The sequence below is a fragment of the Flavobacterium sp. KACC 22761 genome, from assembly GCF_034058155.1.
GTDB lineage: Bacteria > Bacteroidota > Bacteroidia > Flavobacteriales > Flavobacteriaceae > Flavobacterium.
Map to the genome: position 1 here is coordinate 1224627 of NZ_CP139148.1, position 20442 is coordinate 1245068.

The following is a 20442-nucleotide window of genomic DNA, read 5'->3' on the forward strand; positions in this document are numbered from 1 at the left end:
TTTCTACTATTTTGAAATTAATATAATGGTTCTAATGTCATCAAACTCAATTTCTGTGCCGTTTTCTAACGTGTCAGCAAAAACGAGTTCGTCTGTTAATGTTTCAGACTTAATATAGTCTTCATTTTTTGAAACTGCATTTTCTAAAATACCGTCTCGTTTTATTTTAACTTTAATCTTATCCGTAACCTCAAAACCTGAATCTTTACGGATGTTTTGTATTCTATTAACTAATTCTCTAGCGATACCTTCATTTTTTAATTCTTCGGTAAGAGTAATATCAAGCGCAACTGTTATTCCGTTTGAATTAGCAACCAACCATCCTTCGATATCTTGTGATGTAATTTCTACATCTTCTAATGATAAAGTTACACTATTTCCTGCAATAACAATATCTAGCGTTCCTTGCTTGTCCAGCTGATTGATCTGCTCTGCAGAAAAACCTTGTATCTCCTTAGAAATCAAGCCCATATCCTTACCAAAACGTGGCCCAAGAGCTTTAAAATTAGGCTTAATTTGTTTCACTAAAATACCTGAAGCATCGTCTAAAAGTTCAATTTCTTTCACGTTTACTTCGGCTTTTACAAGGTCAGAAATTGCTTCAATTTCAGCACGCTGATTCTCGTCAAGTACCGGAATCATTACCTTTTGCAGAGGTTGACGAACTTTGATCATCTCTTTTTTACGCAGTGATAAAACCAAAGATGAGATCGTTTGCGCCTTCTGCATTTTGCTTTCTAACGTTTTATTAACAAAGTTTTCGACAAATTTCGGGAATTCAGCCAAGTGAACACTAGCAAAATCCTCGGTTCCCGTAGATGATGTCAAATCTCTGTATAATTTATCCATAAAAAATGGAGCTACTGGAGCGCTTAATTTGCTTATAGTTAATAAACAAGTATAAAGCGTTTGGTAAGCTGCAATTTTATCTTTGGCATATTCTCCTTTCCAGAAACGACGACGACATAAACGAACGTACCAGTTACTTAAGTTTTCCTGAACGAAGTCAGAAATGGCTCTTGTTGCTTTTGTCGGCTCGTAATCTTCGTAGCATTCGTCAACGAATTTGATTAACGAATGTAATTCAGAAATAATCCACTGATCGATTTCTGGTCTTTCGTTTAACGGAATCTCTGCTTCAGCATATTTAAATCCGTCAATGTTAGCATATAACGAAAAGAAAGAATAAGTGTTGTATAAAGTTCCGAAGAATTTACGTTTAACCTCAGCAATTCCTTCAAGGTCAAACTTCAAGTTATCCCACGGATTTGCATTCATAATCATATACCAACGCGTAGCATCTGGGCCGTTTTCTGCAATGGTTTTAAATGGGTCTATAGTATTTCCTTTACTCTTAGACATTTTAATTCCATTTTTATCCAAAACAAGACCGTTTGAAACTACGTTTTTGTATGCAATTTTATCAAAAACCAAAGTTCCGATTGCATGCAGAGTATAAAACCAACCACGAGTTTGGTCTACTCCTTCAGCAATGAAATTTGCTGGAAAATCTTTATTTCCATCAATTTTGTCTTTGTTCTCAAAAGGATAATGCCATTGTGCATAAGGCATTGCTCCAGAGTCGAACCAAACGTCGATTAGATCACTTTCGCGCTTCATTGGTTTTCCAGAAGCTGAAACCAAAGTGATAGCATCAACAACATTTTTGTGCAAGTCAATTAAATCATAATTTGACTCAGACATATTTCCAATCTCAAACCCTTTAAACGGATTTTCTTTTTGGAAACCTGCTTCGATTGATTTTTCGATTGCATTGTACAATTCTTCAACAGAACCGATAATAACTTCTTCTGTTTTATCTTCTGTTCTCCAAATTGGCAAAGGAATACCCCAATATCTAGAACGAGATAAGTTCCAATCATTAGCATTTTTAAGCCAATTTCCAAAACGTCCTTCACCAGTAGATTTAGGTTTCCAATTGATAGTTTCGTTCAGGTCGAACATTCTATCTTTTACATCGGTTACTTTGATGAACCATGAATCTAGAGGATAGTATAATAACGGCTCGTCTGTTCTCCAGCTATGCGGATAACTGTGCACGTATTTTTCAACTTTAAAAGCTTTGTTTTCTTCTTTCAAACGAATAGCGATTTCAACATCTACAGATTTCTCTGGCGCCTGTCCTGCATCGTAATATTCGTTTTTAACATATTTACCAGCCAAATCACCTACATGAGAAGTGAATTTTCCTTGCAAATCAACTAAAGGAACTGCTGTTCCGTTTTCGTCAAGAACCAACATTGGCGGTACTTCTGGTTTTGCTTCTTTTGCTACTTTAGCATCATCTGCACCAAAAGTTGGAGCCGTATGCACGATTCCTGTTCCGTCTTCTGTAGTAACGAAATCTCCGGAAATTACTCTAAATGCATTTTCAGCATTTTGATATGGCAATACGTAAGGCAATAATTGCTCGTAACGAATTTCTACTAAATCTGCTCCTTTTGCCTCAGTTAAGATTTTGTATGGAAGTTTTTTGTCGCCATTTTTCACATTGTCAAAATCAGCATCGTCTTCACTTACGAAATATCCTTTTCCGAATTGTTTTCCAACTAAGTTTTTAGCCAAAATCACATTGATTGGCTCAAAAGTATATTGATTGAAAGTTTTAACTAAAACATAGTCAATTTTTGGACCAACTGTCAATGCTGTATTTGACGGAAGTGTCCAAGGAGTTGTCGTCCAAGCTAAAATATGAATATCTCCAAAACCTTGTAAAAAGCTCGGAAGCGTTTCTGGCAAAGTTTTGAATTGCGCTACGATTGTAGTATCGGTAACGTCACGGTAAGCACCAGGCTGATTTACTTCGTGAGAAGACAATCCTGTTCCTGCTTTTGGAGAATATGGCTGAATCGTGTATCCTTTGTACAACAAACCTTTATCGTAGATTTGTTTCAAAAGCCACCAAACCGATTCCATATATTTTGGTTTGTAAGTCACATATGGATCTTCCATATCTACCCAATAACCCATTTTTTCGGTCAAGTCATTCCACACGTCCGTATAACGCATAACGGTTTTTTTACACGCTTCGTTATATTCTTCGATTGAAATTGTTTTACCAATATCTTCTTTTGTAATTCCTAATTCTTTTTCGGTTCCTAATTCAACAGGCAAACCGTGAGTATCCCATCCGGCTTTTCTTTTTACCTGAAAACCTTTCTGAGTTTTATATCTGCAAAAAATATCTTTAATCGCACGTGCCATTACGTGGTGAATTCCAGGTAATCCGTTTGCTGAAGGCGGACCTTCAAAAAATACGAAAGGTTCAGCACCTTCGCGAGTAGTTACACTCTTTTCAAATATATTTTCTTTCTTCCAAAAATCAAGAACTTCAGACGCTACAGTTGGTAAGTCAAGTCCTTTGTATTCAGTAAATTTTGTACTCATTTTATCCTTTTCTTAAACGAGGTGCGAAAGTAAGGAATTTTGAGGAAAATAGAGAAAAGATAACGGAAAAAAGACTACTTTGAGGTAATTTCAGGTAGATTCCGCAATAAATATTGCTGTTTTTATTGATTTAAGAGAAAACTTCCTTTAAAATCTCCAAAGATTTAGGTTTTTTGAATCCTTCTAAATGCAAACTATAATAATCGATAAGTATTTTCAGAAGAATTTGTCGCTCTAAAACATGGAAGACTTTTTGATCGTTGTCAAATTTTAATTCGACTAGTTTTTTAAGCAGATTGGTTTCTTGTTCTGATAAAACACTTGCTCCTTGAAAAAGTGTAAAAACGCCTTCATTCATTTCAAAATGAGGCAAATTTATTTCTGAAATGTCTGGATAAAAACCGAGATATTTTGTAATTTCTAAAAGCAAAATCAAATGAAAATTAGAAATTTCTTCATGATGATCCAGCCAAGTTAGAGCGGTTTCTAAAAAAAGGAAAAGCTGTTCATTTTTTTCTTCTTCTTGAATGGAATAATGTAGCATTTCAGACAAAAACATTACCATGGTACTTTTCACAATATCAGTATGAATGCTCTGAAATGGAACGGCACTTTTTATTTCTTTGAAATTTTCCAACGTTCCTTTATTTTTATGAACGGCCTCGATTTCTAAAATCGAAAAAGGCTGAAAATAAGCAATTTTCTGACTCGCTTTCCGACTCGAAAAAGCATCGCGCACAAAATACGATTTCAGTCCGCTTGAAAGCGTAAAACATTTTACGATCAAGCTTTTTTCCTGAAATTTTAATGATGAGATTACTATGGCTTTTGTTTTGACTAGCAAAGTTTTTGTTTTTTTTTGTTTCAAGTTTCAGGTTTCAAGTTTGAAACTGAAAACTGAGACTGCGACTGAATACTATCGAATAATCATCACTTTTTTGACTTTTGTCTCGCCTCCATCTTGTGCCGAAATAAAAATCATATAAACGCCTGAAGAAACTTTGTATTTTCCAAAAGCAGTTGTATCCCACTCTATTGTTCCGCCTTCTGAAGTGGCTTCGTAAACTAAATTCCCTTCAATATCTGTAATTTTAATATTGGCTTTATCCAATAATCCAGCAACTTTTACCGTTCCCGAATACGTTGGGCGAACTGGATTTGGGTACACATAAACATTACTCAAATCTTCGTTGGCTTCAGTGGCAATTCCACCAAAAGAAATCATTCCTTTATTGGTTGCTATAAAAACTTCACCCGTTGTGCTATTAATTTTAATATCATTTATGGCATTACTTGGCAAAGGCGAATTGCTGTTTGTAAAATGATATTTGGTTTCCTGACCGTTTGGCGAAACCATAAAAACTCCCGAATCACTTGTTCCAATCCATTTATTGTTTGCGCCATCGACAGCAATAGAAGTTATAAATTGCTCGTAAAGAAGCTCCTGAGCTAAATTATCTTCCATAATAATGATTGGATTTGCTTTTAGCTGACTTTCATTCTGAAAATTACTCACATTCGACAAAACTCGCAATCCTTTTGTTGTCCCAATCCAAAGCTGATTTTTATTGTCAATAGCCAATGCCCTAACATCAGCAATTGGGAGATTTCCCGCATCGGCACCAAAAGTCATTTTTTTAAACGTATTATTGGTTTCATTAAAACCAACCACACCGTCGCGATTTGTTGCAATCCATTTTACATTGTTTCGATCTACTAAAATTGCTCCATAACTACTGGCTTGAGCATCATCTAAAATTGAAGTCATGGCATAACTTCCCCATTGCCCATTGGTTTTTAAAACTTTCAAGCCATTTTTTATTCGGCTATTGGTCACCCACAAATTTCCAGTTTTATCAAAAGCTGTTGCATTGATACGAACATCAATATAATTTGGGCCTTCGGTCGTAATCGATTCTAAACCACTGTTTTTTTCGTTATATAAAAAATTCGGAACATTATTTTCAATTCGCAATAATCCCGAGAAAAAAGAACTCGCATAAACTTGCTTTTCATTCTTTGGATTCACAATAATTCTGGTCATTGATTTTGCATTATAAACATCTGAATACGGAATATTCAACCAACCAGAAGTATTGTATTTGCTAACTCCATAACTATCCAAATCATACGGATTATAATAGGTGTCATAATCTCCATAAACCGCCCAAAGCACACTTGGCGTAACATCCATAGAAAAAATATTATTTCGAGCCGGACCAGAAGGCGTATCATTAACAAAAGCAGTACTATTTGAAAGCGATGAAGAAAACAAACCTTTTTCTTTTGTTCCGATATAAATTGAATTTCCGACAGCAGTTGCAGCAGTAAAATTTATAGTATTATCTAAAACCTGTGTATTTGCAATTTGCCGAATTAGAACCATTTGATTGTTGTAAACATAAACTGTATTTGCAGTCGTAATAAACAAATTATGATTTTTTGCTCTTATATCAACTGCAGTTTGTGGCAATTGAGAAAAACCCACAAATACGCTTGAATTGAATCGATGTACATAGCCCGAATTATTAACTGCAATCAGCTCTGTATCTATAGTTTCTACACCATACCAGTTTCCTTGATTTACAACAGTCCACTGCTTATAGTCATTAAGATTTGCATTTGTGATATCTGCTTTTCTTATGCCACTGGAAGTTGCCACATAAATAAATCCGTTAAAAAAGGCCGTTTGTTTGACACTAATTTCGGCACCATTATCGCCAATAAAATAAGTATCGCCAAATTGTGAAGTCGTCAAATTAAATTGAACAATCCCGAAATCGCAAGAAACATAAACCAGACCATTATGCTCCATAAAATGATTGATCTTTTTAAGATTCGGCGCTAATTGCTTGTTTATAATATCGACTACTTTCAGCATACTGCCATCAGCTTCATTTACAACGATCATCAAGCCGTTTTCATAGCCAATAATTGTTTTTTTGAATGCCTCACTATAATAAACCGATGAGATTGTCTGTCCAGAAAGTCCGTCAATTGTAGTAGTTGTTTTGACCGTATTTGATGAAGCATTTTTAGAAAACAAAGCATTCTCTGAAGCCGCATAAACAGTTGTTGAAGATTCTGAAATATCTTTTATTTCGTTAAACGAAAAATAACCCTGCCATGACAATTTATTTTGCGAAAAGCTAAATTGAAACAGAAATAAAAACAAAATATACAGAAACTTTTCCTTCATTATTTTATGTATTCAGATAACAAATATACTACAAACGGAAGTATTTGTTTTTTGTTCTTTTTATAAATAAAAAAATGCCTTCAATTGTCAGTGACAAATGAAGACATTTCAAAAAAACTATAACTAAAAATTACACTACACCTTGAGCCAGCATAGCATCGGCAACTTTCACAAATCCGGCAATGTTAGCTCCTTTTACGTAGTTTACATAACCATCTTCTTCAGCGCCATATTTTTTACATTGGTTGTGAATTCCAACCATAATGTCTTTTAATCTCAAATCAACCTCTTCACTCGTCCAGTTTAAACGGATAGAGTTTTGAGTCATTTCTAATCCAGAAGCCGCAACACCACCAGCATTAGCCGCTTTTCCAGGAGCAAAAAGCACTTTATTATCTAAGAAAAGTTTAATAGCATCTAACGTTGAAGGCATATTTGCTGCTTCTGTTACGCATAAAACACCATTGTCAATTAATTTCTTCGCATCTTCTCCATTTAATTCATTTTGAGTAGCACATGGAATTGCAATATCAACTTTTACTTCCCAAGGACTTTTTCCTTTATGGAAAATAGCATTAGGATATTTCTCTAAATATCTTTCTGCTCTATTATCACCAGTTGCTCTCATTTCGACCATATGATCGATTTTTTCTCCAGAAATTCCCTCTTCATCATAAATGTATCCATCAGGCCCAGAAATAGTAACTACTTTACCTCCTAGTTCATTTACTTTTAAGGCAACTCCCCAAGCCACGTTTCCAAATCCAGAAATTGCAACTCTTTTTCCTTTGATTTCATGCCCAATAGTACGAAGCATTTGATCTGTAAAATATACCACGCCATAACCTGTAGCTTCTGGTCTGATTAATGAACCTCCGTAAGCCAAACCTTTTCCAGTTAAAACTCCCGTAAATTCATTTCTGATTCTTTTATATTGTCCAAACAAATAACCAATTTCTCTTGCACCTACTCCGATATCTCCAGCTGGAACGTCAAGATCTGGGCCAATATGACGACATAATTCTGTCATAAATGATTGGCAGAAACGCATAATTTCAGCATCTGATTTTCCTTCCGGATCAAAATCAGAACCTCCTTTTCCTCCACCCATTGGAAGTGTTGTCAAACTGTTTTTGAAAACTTGTTCAAAAGCCAAGAATTTTAAAACAGATAAGTTTACGGTATGATGAAATCTAATTCCTCCTTTGTATGGTCCAATTGCAGAGTTCATCTGGATTCTAAATCCTCTGTTTACAATGATTTCTCCTTTGTCGTCTACCCACGGAACTCTAAATATTATTGATCTTTCTGGTTCAGCGATTCTTAAAAGGATATTCTTTCCATCGTATTTCTTACGCTCAGAAATAAACGGAATTACAGTTTCTGCAAATTCTCTAACAGCTTGAAGAAATTCTGGCTCGTTTGGATTTTTTGACTCCACTAGAGCCATAAATTCATTTATTTTTTGTTCCATTTTTAAATAAATTATTCAAATAATAGTTTTTAGCTTAACATCAAATTAACGCACGAAAAATGTTCCAAGAAAACGTTTTCGTATCAACAAGCAAAGATAAGGCAAAACAATCATCAATTGTTATTTTTTTTCGTTTTTAGAAAAGAATTGTGTTATTTCTAAACAAAAATAAAAATACAATTTTAAGCCTCCGATTTTACATCAAATCACAACACTTAAAGTCAGAAAATTAAGTGTTTTGTTACTAATTTTTTAATAGCCTTATTTAATATTTTGTTTAGACAAGGTTTTTTATATATTTGCCTAGATTTCTAAGCCCAAATTTTATGCTCAAACCCGTAATTATCACGCTATTTGCCATTCTTGGCATAAGCACTGTTGCAAATGCTCAATCTGCTCTTGCACAAGAAATAGGAATTTTCGCAGGCCCCGTAACACTGCAGTCAGATTTTGGACAAAGAAACAATTTTGACACCAATGTGGGAAACACTGGATTTGGTGTTGGACTTATACATTTCATCAATTTTTCTGCCGCTAATAATCATGAAAGTTTTTTTACCGAGCATTTTAAAGTAAGATCTGAACTTTCGTATAGCCACACTGAATTGAAACATTACGGAAGATGGGTTGACAAAAAACCAGAAACCCCTGTTGTTACTATGCTTAAAAACATGAATGCAAGTTCAACTACAATAGGATTAGGCTCTCAATTAGAATTTTCGTTTATTAAAATACACGATTTTGAAAACTCAGTTGGTAGTTTTAGTCCGTATCTAAGTTTAGGATTTCAGGTAGATTATTATTCTGCAAAAGTGGGTTCTCACTTAGGAGATTTAACTCTTCCGAATATAACTCCTGGAAAATACTTAACTCCTTCTGATGGAAGACCACACGGATTTTCTACAGAAGATGGAATTGTTGTAGCGGCAACAGGAGGCGTAGGCGTGCATTACAAACTGACAACAATGAGCGATTTAATGTTTGAATCTCGTTTTAAAATGTATAGCAATGACTGGATCGACGGTTTGAATCCGAATAAAGATCTTTATAAAGAAAACAAATCTAACGACTGGCAGGTTTGGTTTAACTTCGGATACATCTATTATTTAGAGTTCTAAAAAAATTTAAATCCTAAAATATAAAATCCCAAATTCCAAAGTAATCAAAATTGGAATTTGGGATTTTAGTTTTTATTGGAATTTCTTTTTTAAGAAAGCGCTTGTTCCAAATCGGCTATTAAATCTGTTGCATCCTCGATCCCGACACTTAGTCGAACCAAATCATCAGTAATACCAACTTCAGCTCTTTTATCAGCAGGAATAGAAGCATGCGTCATCAAAGCTGGATGATTTGCCAAAGATTCAACTCCACCTAAAGATTCGGCTAAAGTAAATACTTTCAATTTCTCTAAAAACGCAATAGAATCTTCTTTTTTACCAGATTTGAAAGTAAACGAAACCATTCCGCCAAAAGCCTTCATTTGCTTTTTAGCAATTTCATGAAAAGGATGGTTTGCCAAACCTGGATAATAAACTGTATCTATTTTTGGATGGTTGCTTAAAAAGTCCACCACTTTTTCCCCATTTTCACAATGTCTTTGAACTCGTAACGCAAGTGTTTTAATTCCTCTTAAAACTAAAAAACTATCCATTGGCCCTAAGGTCGCACCAGTTGCAAATTGTTGAAAATGCAATTGATCACCTAAAGCCTCATCTTTTACAATTAAAGCACCGGCAATAACATCAGAATGTCCTCCTAAATATTTTGTTGCAGAGTGCATTACGATATCTGCTCCTAAATCCAACGGTTTCTGCAAATATGGTGTTGCAAACGTATTATCTACTGCAAATAAAATATTGTTTGCTTTTGTGATTTTGGCTACTTCTTCAATATCGGCCAATTTCATCAATGGGTTTGTTGGCGTTTCAACCCAAATCAATTTTGTATTTTCATTGATTAATGATTTCAATTTTTCGATATCAGTCATATCTACAAAATGAAACTTAATTCCTGAATCTTTATAAATTCGAGAAAACATTCTGTATGTTCCTCCATATAAATCATCCATTGCGATGATTTCGTCACCGGCTTTAAAAGATCTTAAAACACAATCCGTCGCTGCTAATCCAGACGAAAAAGCCAATCCACGCGTACCATTTTCAATACTTGCCAAAGCATTTTCTAAAGCTGTACGAGTTGGATTCGACGCACGGCTATACTCATAATCTGCCAAAGGTTTCCCTGGACTTGTCTGAATAAAAGTTGAAGTTTGATACACTGGAGGCATAACTGCTCCTGTACTTGGATCATGATGCTGACCACCATGTATTACTTTAGTATTGAATTTCATATAGTTACAAATTTTAAATCCTTAAATCTTGTACAAATTTACCGTTTAATTTATTCTAATCCTGATACAACTTCTTACCTTTGTATATAATTAACACTTTTTTGATCTGAAATCGCTACTAGCTAGAACTTTGCAAAAACAAAAAACACAAATAAAGTGCGATCCTACAAATAACGATTAACAAATAACTTTTACATATATGAAACATTATACTTTTTTAGTCTTTTTGTTTTTGATATTCACAAGTTGTAACAAAGAGCTTTCATTTGACAATGAAACATTTGAAAAAGAATCTGCTATTCCGTGCAAAAGCGATTGTCCAAAAATTACGATCGAGGTTCCAATTGCAAAAAATGCAAAAATCACCGCCGACAGCATCAATAAAAAGGTTTTTTCGGTCATAAAAGAAATCGTTTATTTTGGCGAAAATCCCGCAAAAGCAACCGATTATAAAATACTAGCTCAATCGTTTATAGACTCATATGAAGAAATGCATAAAAAATTTCCAAAAGAGACTTTTGGTTGGGAAGGAAAAATAATTGGAAATGTAGAATTTCATTCTGATGAAATTTTAAACATAAAAATTGACCATTATACTTTTACCGGAGGCGCGCACGGCTATCAAGGGTTTAAATCGTTATTGTTTAATCCTAAAACCGGAAAAACAATTTTTACAGATCAATTGTTTACCAACGAAAAAGAATTTAAGGCTTTCGCCGAAAAAAAATTCCGAGAGAAATATAAAATTCCCACAAAAGCCAATATCAATGCGACAGGATTAATGTTTGAAAACGACAAATTTCAATTGCCTCAGAATATATTTTATACCGAAGAAGGCCTGCTTTTATATTACAATTCATACGAAGCCGCATCCTATGCCGATGGTCCGAAAGAGATTCTTTTTTCATACGATGAAGTCAATAAATATTTGAAATATCATTAAAAGATTCTAAGTTTCTGAGATGCTAAGATTTTGAGCTTTCTTTAGAAATGCACTACAGCGCAATAAACTTTTAAGTTTAAGTAAAAAAACTTAGAATCTTAGCATCTCAGAAACTTAGCACCTTTTTTTACTGCACATCATATTTCATCTTTCTCAAAACTCGGAGCGCTTCTTTAAAGGACAAATAAACAGCTGGAAACGGCTTTAGCAATAATTTTGAATCGATTAATTTTTGCTTGGCTTCGTCAAAACCATTCAAATAACAAATCATAAAAGTTGATGGAAGATTTTCGAGATCTGCTAATTCTCGTGAAGACAACGCAAATCCTTTTTGCAGTTTTTGAAGCAATGCTATATTTGAATTGTAAATATGATAAAGCATTTTTCGATTGAATTCCGGAGGCTGAAAAAGCATTTCACGATCAATCTTATAATATCCATTATCAAAAAAATGTATAGTTTGTTTTTCCAAAGGATAAAAGCTTGTTTTGTCGTTTAATCCCAACGGAACATATTCTGTAATGGTAAAAGTATCGTCATTGTATTCGATAGTGACAACATCTAGCGCCGAATAAAATAGCTTGATCTGCTCATTGATCAATTCGATATCGACTCTAGAAAGAAACGTTTTATCTCGAGATTTTTTTGCAACTCCAGCCCAACAAATCACAAACAATTCTTTAAAAACGTGATATTTCGGCGACATATCTTTGTGCCTGAAATTCATAAAATCGATCACGCCGTCTAAAGTATATTGAATGCTGTTTCGAGAACTATTTTCAATTCCAATTACCGTTTCGGTATTTTGATAATTTTTCTCGACTTCCTCGTGCTCTTCCAAAGGAGTAGAATTGCTACCACGCCTTATAAAAATGCTATTCGCAAGAATAGTGTGAATGCCTTTTTTAAAATAAGAAATTTTGCTTTTAGGTTTTATGGTAACCAGACCGATTACTTTGTCTTTTGGAAGATTTGGAAAAGGGACGTTTTCGTATTGAATTTTCGGTGGATTTTCTAAAAAAGCATTGACCAGATTTTGAATTCGGCTGTCATCAAAAAAATCGTCGCCAACAATTTCATTGTCTTGATCTTCTACCCCAACCACGATATAAGAATTATTATTTGGATTGGAGTTGGATAATGCACAAATATGTTTTAAAAACTTCCCTTTGCCTTCTCGCGAATGAAGATTCAACTGCCTTTTTTTATCATAAAAACTGCTCTCATCATTATGAGCAAGGAGATTCTTTATCAAAAGGCGCTTGTTGATCATGGTCTATTTTTTTTCTGCCACTAATTGCACTAATTTACACTAATTAAAAACCCGCAAATCATTTTACTTCCAATTCATAATCTTAAAACGTAAAAAAGACGCACAACAGTGCGTCTCTACAATAAAATTTTCTTTCAAATATTTTTCTTAACAATTGTCGCCGAGGCTTGTGCTGTTGGATAAACAATCAAATCGGCAATATTTACATGATATTTTCTCGAAATCACAAAATGAATAATGTCGGCAATATCTTCTGCTTGAAGCGCATCTAAACCTTTGTACACATTTGAAGCTCTGTCAGCATCACCTTTAAAACGCACTTCGCTAAACTCGGTTTCTACCATTCCTGGATGAATTGCGCCAACTCGAATTCCGTACGGATTCAAATCCATTCGCATTCCGTTATTGATCGCATCAACGGCATGTTTTGAAGCGCAATACACATTTCCGTTCGGATATACTTCTTTTCCTGCAATGGAACCAATATTGATAATGTGGCCCGATTTTCTTTCAATCATTTGCGGAATTATAGCTTTTGAAACGTACAAAAGACCTTTTACATTAATATCGATCATGGCATCCCAATCATCAACATCTCCATTCTGAATTGGATCCAAACCATGTGCATTTCCCGCATTGTTGATCAATACATCAATAGCAGAAAAATCAGCTGGTAAAGAATTAATTTCTGAGAAAACAGCATCTTTATCACGCACATCAAAAGACAAAGAATGTACTTCTGTAAAAACAGAAAGTTCTTTTTCTAATTCTTCTAAACGCTCTTTACGTCTGCCGCAAAGAATAACTTTATAATTGTTTTTTGCCAATATTTGCGCGGTTGCTTTTCCTATTCCGCTTGTTGCTCCAGTTATTAGGGCTGTTTTTTTCATTGTAACTATTTATTTTTTGCCACAGATCAAGTAGCATGTCAATATTTATGACTTGAATTTCTTTTAATACTAATCTCTCTTTCCTTAAGATTTAATTAATTTCAATACAAAATTACTGTATATAAGCACTAAAATAATTTTATTATGCGTTATTAATTTACTAATTTAAAAAAAAGTGACTTATGAAAAAAGTAAACCTCAAATTACGAATTTTTCTTCTGGCCTCATTGTCATGTTTGTTAATAACAAGCTGTAATAGTACTGATAGTGATGACAGTTCACAAACTTCAAAAGTAAGTGTACGAATGACTGATGCGCCTGGTGATTACGATCAAGTGAACGTCGAAGTTTTGGACGTTAAAATTAAAAGCAATTCTGAAACTAGTGAAGACGGCTGGGTTAGTATCGGAAATATTAAACCAGGAATATATAATTTATTGGATTTAACAGGTGGGGTAAATGTGCTTTTAGCAGATAACGAAGTGCCTTCTGGATATTTAGGTCAAATACGATTAATTCTTGGAGAGCATAATACTGTTGTTAAAGACGGCGCAACTTATCCTTTGAAAACACCAAGCGCCCAACAATCAGGTTTAAAATTAAAAGTTAACCAAACATTGACAGCTGGTGCAACTTATGATTTTCTATTAGATTTTGATGTAGAGCATTCTGTTGTTGTTGAAGCCGGTAATTCAGGCAACTTCAATTTGCATCCTGTAATCAGAGTTTCAACAAATGCTACATCTGGAATAATTAAAGGCATTGTAACACCTTTCACTTTCCAGTCTTTAGTTTCGGTGCAGGTTGGAGATACAACTGTTTCAGCTTATACAAATGAATCAGGAGTATTTCAGCTAAATGGTATCCCAGCAGGAACTTACTCGGTAACAATTACACCAGATGCAAGTTCACAATTACCTGCTTTGGTGGTTCCTAATGTGGTCGTGGTAAATGGACAAATTACAAACATGAACACTCTAATTTTAAAATAAAAACTTTTAATCCTAAAAAAACAGCTATCCTACCCTTTAGGACAGCTGTTTTTTTAGGATTAAATTTTAAAAATTAAGGCACATCATCGCCCATACTTTCTGTCCAGATCGCGAACCAATCTTCTTTGTCCATATCCAATTCTACTGCTTTTAATAAAGCTTGAATTCTAGCAACATTCACTGTCCCAGCAATCGGAATTACTTTAGCTGGATGCTTTAAAATCCAAGCGAGCAAAATCGTATCTGCTCCTAAATGATATTTTTCCAATAACGTCGAAAACAGTTTTTTCAAACGGCGTGTTTTCTTAGTATCTTCTCTAAAAACAGTTCCAAGCGGATTCCATGACAACGGACGAATTCCGTGCGTCTGCATATAATCTAAACTTCCGTCCAACATTGGTTCGTAATGCGTTGCCGAAAATTGCACTTGATTATAGCTTACTTCCGTTTTTTGACGAATCAATTCGGTTTGAGAACTCGTAAAATTCGAAAGTCCGAAATCGATAATTTTTCCTTCTCCTTTTAACTTTTCTACTGCTTCTGCGATTTCATCAGCCTGCATCAACGGACTTGGTCTGTGAAGTAAAAAAACATCTACATAATCTGTTTTTAAATTCTTCAAAGATGTTTCTACAGACTTAATGATATAGTCTTTAGAATAATCGTAATGTTTGATTTTGTTTTCGGGGCGTTTATCAGCAATCATCTGAATTCCGCACTTGGTAATTAATTGTAATTTTTCACGGGCAATCTTACTTGCGTGAAAGGCTTTTCCAAAATCGGCTTCGGTCGTATACGAACCGTAAATATCCGCGTGATCAAAAGTCGTAATTTTGTTTTCGATACTTACCTGTATCATGTTTTCCATTTCTTTGGTTGTAAGGTTTTTATCCCAAACTCCCCAATTCATAGTGCCTGAAATAATAGGCGATAAGACTGTTTTGCTCATAATAATTATGCGTTATTTTTGGTAATAATTATGCTTTAATAAAACATAATCATCAAAGTTCTTAAAAATATAAAAATAGATTCACAATTAGTCCTTAAAATTAAGTCATTGGTCGAAGTTTTAACCATTCTTTAACATCTTACTTCTCAAAAAATATTCAATTTGCACTCTCAAAAATTAGGCGTAAAAATCAAGGTTTTAAAAATATTTATATGGAAGAAAATACAACGACTTTAGACATTAGAGCGATAAATGAAAAAATTGAAAGAGAAAGTGCTTTTATAGACCTTCTTACAATGGAAATGAACAAAGTTATTGTGGGTCAGAAACATATGGTCGAGCGTCTATTGATCGGATTACTTGGACAAGGGCATATTTTATTGGAAGGAGTTCCTGGTCTGGCAAAAACTTTAGCCATCAACACGCTTTCACAAGCGGTTCAGGGTTCTTTCAGCCGTATCCAGTTTACGCCAGATTTACTGCCTGCCGATGTTATCGGAACCATGATTTACAATATTAAAGCAAACGAGTTCTCAATTAAAAAAGGACCAATTTTCGCCAATTTCGTACTTGCCGATGAGATTAACCGTGCTCCTGCAAAAGTTCAATCAGCACTTTTAGAGGCAATGCAGGAAAAACAAGTTACAATTGGTGATTCTACATTCAAATTAGATCGTCCTTTCTTGGTATTAGCAACGCAAAACCCTGTTGAGCAAGAAGGTACTTATGCACTTCCAGAAGCGCAAGTTGACCGTTTCATGCTAAAAACTGTAATTGATTATCCAAAAATCGATGAAGAGCGTTTTGTAATTCGTCAGAACTTAAAAGGAAGTTATGAAAAAGTAAATCCGGTAGTTTCTGTAGATCAAATCTTGCGTGCGCAGGAAGCAGTTCGTGAAGTGTACATGGACGAAAAAATCGAAAAATACATCTTAGATATTATTTTCGCTACACGTTACCCAGAAAAATACAAATTAGCCGATTTAAAACCGCTTATCAGTTTTGGAGCTTCTCCACGTGGAAGTATCAACTTGGCTAATGCTGCAAAATGCTACGCTTTCATCAAACGTCGTGGTTATGTAATTCCAGAAGACGTTCGTGCAGTTGTTCACGATGTTTTGCGTCACAGAGTTGGAATTACTTATGAGGCCGAAGCTGAAAACATTACTTCTGTAGACATTATCAACAAAATCGTTAACGAGATTGAAGTACCTTAAAAAGTTGATGGTTGATAGTTTTTTGTTGATGGTTTATACACCATCAACCATAAACCATAAACCATAAACCAAATCAAAAATGGATACAAAAGAGCTTTTAAAAAAAGTACGGAAAATAGAAATCAAAACGAAAAGACTGAGTAATCATATCTTTTCGGGAGAATACCACTCTTCATTTAAAGGACGAGGAATGACGTTTAGCGAGGTGCGTCAATACCAATACGGAGATGATATTCGTAACATCGATTGGAACGTAACTGCACGCTACAACGAAGCTCACGTTAAAGTATTTGAAGAAGAACGCGAATTGACCATGGTTTTGATGGTGGATATTTCGGGTTCTGAAGGTTTTGGATCAAAAAGCCAATTTAAAAAAGACATCGTAACCGAAATTGCGGCAACGATGGCTTTTTCGGCTACACAAAATAACGACAAAATCGGATTGATTTTATTTTCTGATAATGTCGAATTATACATTCCGCCCAAAAAAGGCCGTTCGCACGTTTTGAGAATCATTCGAGAATTGATCGAGTTTGAACCAAAAAGTCACAAAACCGATATTTCTGAAGCTTTGAAATTTTTATCGGGAACTCAAAAAAAGAAAGCCATTGTTTTTATGATTTCAGATTTCATGTCTGAAAATTATGAGCAAACATTAAAAATTGCTTCAAAAAAACATGATTTAACGGGAGTTCGCGTTTATGACATTCGCGAAGAAAAAATTCCGAATCTTGGAATGGTAAATATGCTTGATGCTGAAACTGGAAGAACAATTTTGGTCGATACAGGTTCTAAAGCTGTCCGAATGAATTACGAGAAACATTATCATGAAAGAGTTAATTATTTCAAAGAAACTTTCAGCAAATCTGGCGCCGGTGTAGTAAATACCAGAGTCGATGAAAATTATGTTACTAAATTATTGGGCTATTTCAAATCACGTTAAGATTGTTATCCCGAGACTTCGGGATTAGATTGTTAGAATATTAGATTTTAAATGCAATAATTCCAAAATATAATCCGCTTAAATCTGCGTCATCAGTGTCCCATTTTTAAGCTTTAGTTTTAGACTAGAATCTGAAATCAAAAATCAAATGAAATTAAAATTTTACATATTTCTATTTTTGCTTACATCGGCGGTTTTTGCACAGCAAAAACAGGTAGAAACAAGTATTGATACCACAAAAAATAAAATTGGTGCCGAGTTTAAACTTACGCTTAAAACAGTCGTAAGCTCAAAATCGAAAGTTGTTTTTCCACAGCCAAAAACCATTGGTTCATTAGAGGTTATTCAATCGTATCCAATTGATACGGTTAAGAAAAACGATACTTATGAATTGATTAAGAAATATGGCTTAACGCAATTTGATTCAGGAAAATATACCATTTCGCCGGTTCAAATTTTGATTGACAAAAAACCTTATTTCTCAGATTCTATCAAAGTTGAAGTTGCCGCTGTAAAAGTTGATACATTGCAGCAAAAAATGTACGACATCAAAGACATTTCTGGAACAGATAGCAGTTTTGGAAATTGGTGGCTCTATGTACTATTGCTTGTTCTTATTCTTGGAATTGGCGCTTTTGTTTATTTTGACACCAAAAAACGTCAGAAGAAAAAAATTGAAGAAGAAGTTTACAAAACACCTATTGAAAAAGCAACTAGTTTACTTAATAGCCTAGAATCAAAAGAGCTTATTCAAAAAGGTGAAATCAAAGAATACTATAGTGAATTGACCGATATTGCCCGAAATTATATTGAAGAGGCAATTCATATTCCAGCAATGGAAAGCACAACATCTGAATTGATCGCAGCAATCAAAACTGCATCGACTAAAAAGAAAATGACTTTGACGCCAGAAACGGTTGAAAATCTAGAGCGTGTTCTCCGTCAAGCGGATTTGGTAAAATTTGCGAAATCAAAACCGTTAGATTTCGAAATTACTGAGGACCGAAATAAAATTCAGAAAGTAATTCTAACATTGGATAATGCAATTCCGACAGAAATTCCATCTGAAGAAGACGAATTACTGAACGAAGCACAAAGACAAAAGCAAATCAAACTTCAGCTGAAGAAACAAAGAAACAAACGAATTGTTCTTGCTGCTGGATCTGTTGCGGTCTTACTGTTTTTAACAATGGCGTTTTTTATCGCTACCAAAGGTTTCACCGCTGTAAAAGATACAGTTTTATTGCACCCAACTAAACGACTTCTAGAAAGCGAATGGGTAAAAAGCGAATACGGAAACCCAGGTGTTTTAATCGAAACACCACAAGTTTTAAAACGTATGGATGCCCAAAAAGTGCTGCCAAAAGATGCAATGGCTTTGATTAAAGAAATGCAGCTTTTTGTTTATGGAAGTATGATTGAAAATTTTTATGTCGCGGTTTCAACCACTAAATTTAAAACCCCGACTGACATTGATTTGTCAAAAGCTTTAGAAGGTTCATTAAAAGTTATTGAAGCGCAAGGAGGACAAAATATTATTGTAAAACAAGAAGATTACCAGACTAATGAAGGCGTGCAAGGTATAAAAGGATACGGCACCATGACGGTTATAAATCCAGCTACAAAAACCAGTTCAAAAGTGTATTACGAAATTCTTATTTTCAAGCAAGAACAAGGTTTACAGCAAATTGTTATTTCGCACGAAGAAGGCGACACTTATGCCAACACAATTACAGACCGAATTTTAAATTCTGTTGAACTTAAAAAAGCAAGCAACTAATGGGAAAAATCACTTTTTTAAATCCAGAATTCTTTTGGCTTTTCCTTCTGATTCCGGTAGTAATTGCTTGGTATTTTTGGAAACGCAACCAGCAGTCGGCGACTTTAAAAATGAGTTCGACGCAAGGTTTCAAAAACAGCGAATCGCTGTTGACGAAATTAAAGCCTTGTTTGTACGTTTTTAGAATTATAGCTTTATGTTCTTTGATTATTGCTTTGGCAAGACCTAGAACAGTAGATATCAGCAATCAAACTAAAACAACAAAAGGAATTGATATTGTAATGGCAATTGACGTTTCTGGAAGTATGTTGGCAAAAGATTTAAAGCCAAACCGTATGGAAGCTTTAAAAAGAGTTGCCGCCGACTTTGTTGGAGAAAGACCAAATGACCGAATCGGATTGGTTTTATATGCTTCTGAAGCTTATACCAAAACTCCAGTTACAAGCGATAAAGCGATTATTCTTGAAGCAATAAAAGGCATTAAGTACGATACAGCATTACAAGACGGAACTGGAATTGGAATGGGATTGGCAACTGCCGTAAACCGACTAAAAGACAGCAAAGCAAAAAGCCGCGTTATTATTTTATTGACAGACGGTGTAAATAATGCCGGATTTATTGAGCCGGAAACAGCTGCTGATATTGCAAAACAATACGGAATCAAAGTGTATACAATTGGTTTAGGAACAAACGGAATGGCTGAATCGCCTTATGCATACGGACCAAATGGCGGTTTCTTATTCAAAATGCAAAAAGTAGAAATCGACGAACAATTAATGAAAAGTATTGCCCGAAAAACGGATGGAACGTATTTTAGAGCAACAAGCAATGACCGTTTAGCTCAGATTTACAACTCGATCAATAAATTAGAAACAACAGAAATCCAGGAATTAAAATTCTACGATTATGACGAAAAATACCGAATTTTCGTTGCATTGGCAGTCTTTTTATTATTGCTGGAAGTTGGTTTAAGAAATACAGTTTATAGAAGCTTTATTTAATATTTTAGTCGCAGTCACAGTTT

General features: G+C 34.6%; 15 protein-coding genes. 7 read left to right on the forward strand and 8 right to left on the reverse strand.

Translation table 11 applies throughout. The annotated features are described in order from the left end of the window. Positions 1-6 precede the first annotated feature (6 nt). From ileS to gdhA, 4 genes are all read right to left on the reverse strand, one after another. Positions 7-3408, reverse strand: coding sequence for an isoleucine--tRNA ligase (gene ileS / locus SCB73_RS05490; protein WP_320569088.1), 3402 nt, complete (start codon positions 3406-3408; stop codon positions 7-9). Between the two features lie 130 nt (positions 3409-3538). Next, on the reverse strand, positions 3539-4252 hold the full coding sequence (gene recO, locus SCB73_RS05495) for a DNA repair protein RecO (RefSeq protein ID WP_320569089.1): 714 nt from the start codon (positions 4250-4252) through the stop codon (positions 3539-3541). Positions 4253-4324: 72 nt separating this feature from the next. Beyond that, positions 4325-6607, reverse strand: coding sequence for a type IX secretion system anionic LPS delivery protein PorZ (porZ, locus tag SCB73_RS05500; RefSeq protein WP_320569090.1), 2283 nt, complete (start codon positions 6605-6607; stop codon positions 4325-4327). A 130-nt stretch (positions 6608-6737) separates the two neighbouring features. After that, positions 6738-8081, reverse strand: a complete 1344-nt coding sequence (gene gdhA, locus SCB73_RS05505) for an NADP-specific glutamate dehydrogenase (RefSeq protein ID WP_320569091.1) — start codon at positions 8079-8081, stop codon at positions 6738-6740. Between the two features lie 326 nt (positions 8082-8407). Here gdhA and SCB73_RS05510 point away from each other — a divergent pair, with 326 nt between their 5' ends. Beyond that, positions 8408-9199 (forward strand): THC0290_0291 family protein, encoded by a 792-nt coding sequence (locus tag SCB73_RS05510; RefSeq protein WP_320569092.1) that lies wholly within the window; start codon positions 8408-8410, stop codon positions 9197-9199. Between the two features lie 89 nt (positions 9200-9288). Here SCB73_RS05510 and SCB73_RS05515 read toward each other — a convergent pair whose 3' ends face one another. Further along, positions 9289-10431 (reverse strand): cystathionine gamma-synthase, encoded by a 1143-nt coding sequence (locus SCB73_RS05515; protein ID WP_320569093.1) that lies wholly within the window; start codon positions 10429-10431, stop codon positions 9289-9291. Between the two features lie 199 nt (positions 10432-10630). On the opposite strand from SCB73_RS05515, the gene SCB73_RS05520 reads away from it, so the two are divergent. Beyond that, the gene (locus SCB73_RS05520; RefSeq protein ID WP_320569094.1) at positions 10631-11374 is read left to right on the forward strand and encodes a DUF3298 and DUF4163 domain-containing protein; all 744 of its coding nucleotides are present in this window, start codon (positions 10631-10633) and stop codon (positions 11372-11374) included. 127 nt (positions 11375-11501) lie between these two features. Here the strand turns inward: SCB73_RS05520 and SCB73_RS05525 are convergent, their stop codons facing one another. Both SCB73_RS05525 and SCB73_RS05530 read right to left on the reverse strand, forming a co-directional pair. Further along, on the reverse strand, positions 11502-12647 hold the full coding sequence (locus SCB73_RS05525) for an ATP-binding protein (protein ID WP_320569095.1): 1146 nt from the start codon (positions 12645-12647) through the stop codon (positions 11502-11504). A gap of 134 nt (positions 12648-12781) precedes the next feature. After that, on the reverse strand, positions 12782-13537 hold the full coding sequence (locus tag SCB73_RS05530; RefSeq protein WP_320569096.1) for an SDR family NAD(P)-dependent oxidoreductase: 756 nt from the start codon (positions 13535-13537) through the stop codon (positions 12782-12784). A gap of 182 nt (positions 13538-13719) precedes the next feature. On the opposite strand from SCB73_RS05530, the gene SCB73_RS05535 reads away from it, so the two are divergent. Beyond that, positions 13720-14529, forward strand: coding sequence for a DUF4382 domain-containing protein (locus tag SCB73_RS05535; RefSeq protein ID WP_320569097.1), 810 nt, complete (start codon positions 13720-13722; stop codon positions 14527-14529). 73 nt (positions 14530-14602) lie between these two features. On the opposite strand, the gene SCB73_RS05540 is transcribed toward SCB73_RS05535, so the two are convergent. After that, positions 14603-15478, reverse strand: coding sequence for an aldo/keto reductase (locus SCB73_RS05540; RefSeq protein ID WP_320569098.1), 876 nt, complete (start codon positions 15476-15478; stop codon positions 14603-14605). A gap of 212 nt (positions 15479-15690) precedes the next feature. Between SCB73_RS05540 and SCB73_RS05545 the strand changes: the two genes are divergently transcribed. The 4 genes from SCB73_RS05545 (at position 15691) to SCB73_RS05560 (ending at position 20419) form a co-directional block, all read left to right on the forward strand. Further along, complete coding sequence (locus SCB73_RS05545) at positions 15691-16695, forward strand: AAA family ATPase (RefSeq protein WP_012022804.1); 1005 nt, start codon at positions 15691-15693, stop codon at positions 16693-16695. Between the two features lie 79 nt (positions 16696-16774). Next, positions 16775-17638: a DUF58 domain-containing protein gene (locus tag SCB73_RS05550; protein ID WP_320569099.1), complete on the forward strand. Its 864-nt coding sequence runs from the start codon at positions 16775-16777 to the stop codon at positions 17636-17638. Between the two features lie 148 nt (positions 17639-17786). Next, complete coding sequence (locus SCB73_RS05555) at positions 17787-19418, forward strand: phenylalanine--tRNA ligase subunit alpha (RefSeq protein ID WP_320569100.1); 1632 nt, start codon at positions 17787-17789, stop codon at positions 19416-19418. Further along, positions 19418-20419: a vWA domain-containing protein gene (locus SCB73_RS05560; RefSeq protein ID WP_320569101.1), complete on the forward strand. Its 1002-nt coding sequence runs from the start codon at positions 19418-19420 to the stop codon at positions 20417-20419. Before SCB73_RS05555 ends, SCB73_RS05560 begins: the two co-directional genes overlap by 1 nt. The last annotated feature ends 23 nt before the right edge of the window (positions 20420-20442 follow it).

Bases quoted from the DNA above. Each gene is read 5' to 3' on its own strand.
- ileS (WP_320569088.1), bottom strand. From the start codon at position 3,408: ATGAGTACAAAATTTACTGAATACAAAGGACTTGACTTACCAACTGTA.
- porZ (WP_320569090.1), bottom strand. From the start codon at position 6,607: ATGAAGGAAAAGTTTCTGTATATTTTGTTTTTATTTCTGTTTCAATTT.
- gdhA (WP_320569091.1), bottom strand. From the start codon at position 8,081: ATGGAACAAAAAATAAATGAATTTATGGCTCTAGTGGAGTCAAAAAAT.
- SCB73_RS05510 (WP_320569092.1), top strand. From the start codon at position 8,408: ATGCTCAAACCCGTAATTATCACGCTATTTGCCATTCTTGGCATAAGC.
- SCB73_RS05515 (WP_320569093.1), bottom strand. From the start codon at position 10,431: ATGAAATTCAATACTAAAGTAATACATGGTGGTCAGCATCATGATCCA.
- SCB73_RS05520 (WP_320569094.1), top strand. From the start codon at position 10,631: ATGAAACATTATACTTTTTTAGTCTTTTTGTTTTTGATATTCACAAGT.
- SCB73_RS05525 (WP_320569095.1), bottom strand. From the start codon at position 12,647: ATGATCAACAAGCGCCTTTTGATAAAGAATCTCCTTGCTCATAATGAT.
- SCB73_RS05530 (WP_320569096.1), bottom strand. From the start codon at position 13,537: ATGAAAAAAACAGCCCTAATAACTGGAGCAACAAGCGGAATAGGAAAA.
- SCB73_RS05535 (WP_320569097.1), top strand. From the start codon at position 13,720: ATGAAAAAAGTAAACCTCAAATTACGAATTTTTCTTCTGGCCTCATTG.
- SCB73_RS05540 (WP_320569098.1), bottom strand. From the start codon at position 15,478: ATGAGCAAAACAGTCTTATCGCCTATTATTTCAGGCACTATGAATTGG.
- SCB73_RS05545 (WP_012022804.1), top strand. From the start codon at position 15,691: ATGGAAGAAAATACAACGACTTTAGACATTAGAGCGATAAATGAAAAA.
- SCB73_RS05550 (WP_320569099.1), top strand. From the start codon at position 16,775: ATGGATACAAAAGAGCTTTTAAAAAAAGTACGGAAAATAGAAATCAAA.
- SCB73_RS05555 (WP_320569100.1), top strand. From the start codon at position 17,787: ATGAAATTAAAATTTTACATATTTCTATTTTTGCTTACATCGGCGGTT.
- SCB73_RS05560 (WP_320569101.1), top strand. From the start codon at position 19,418: ATGGGAAAAATCACTTTTTTAAATCCAGAATTCTTTTGGCTTTTCCTT.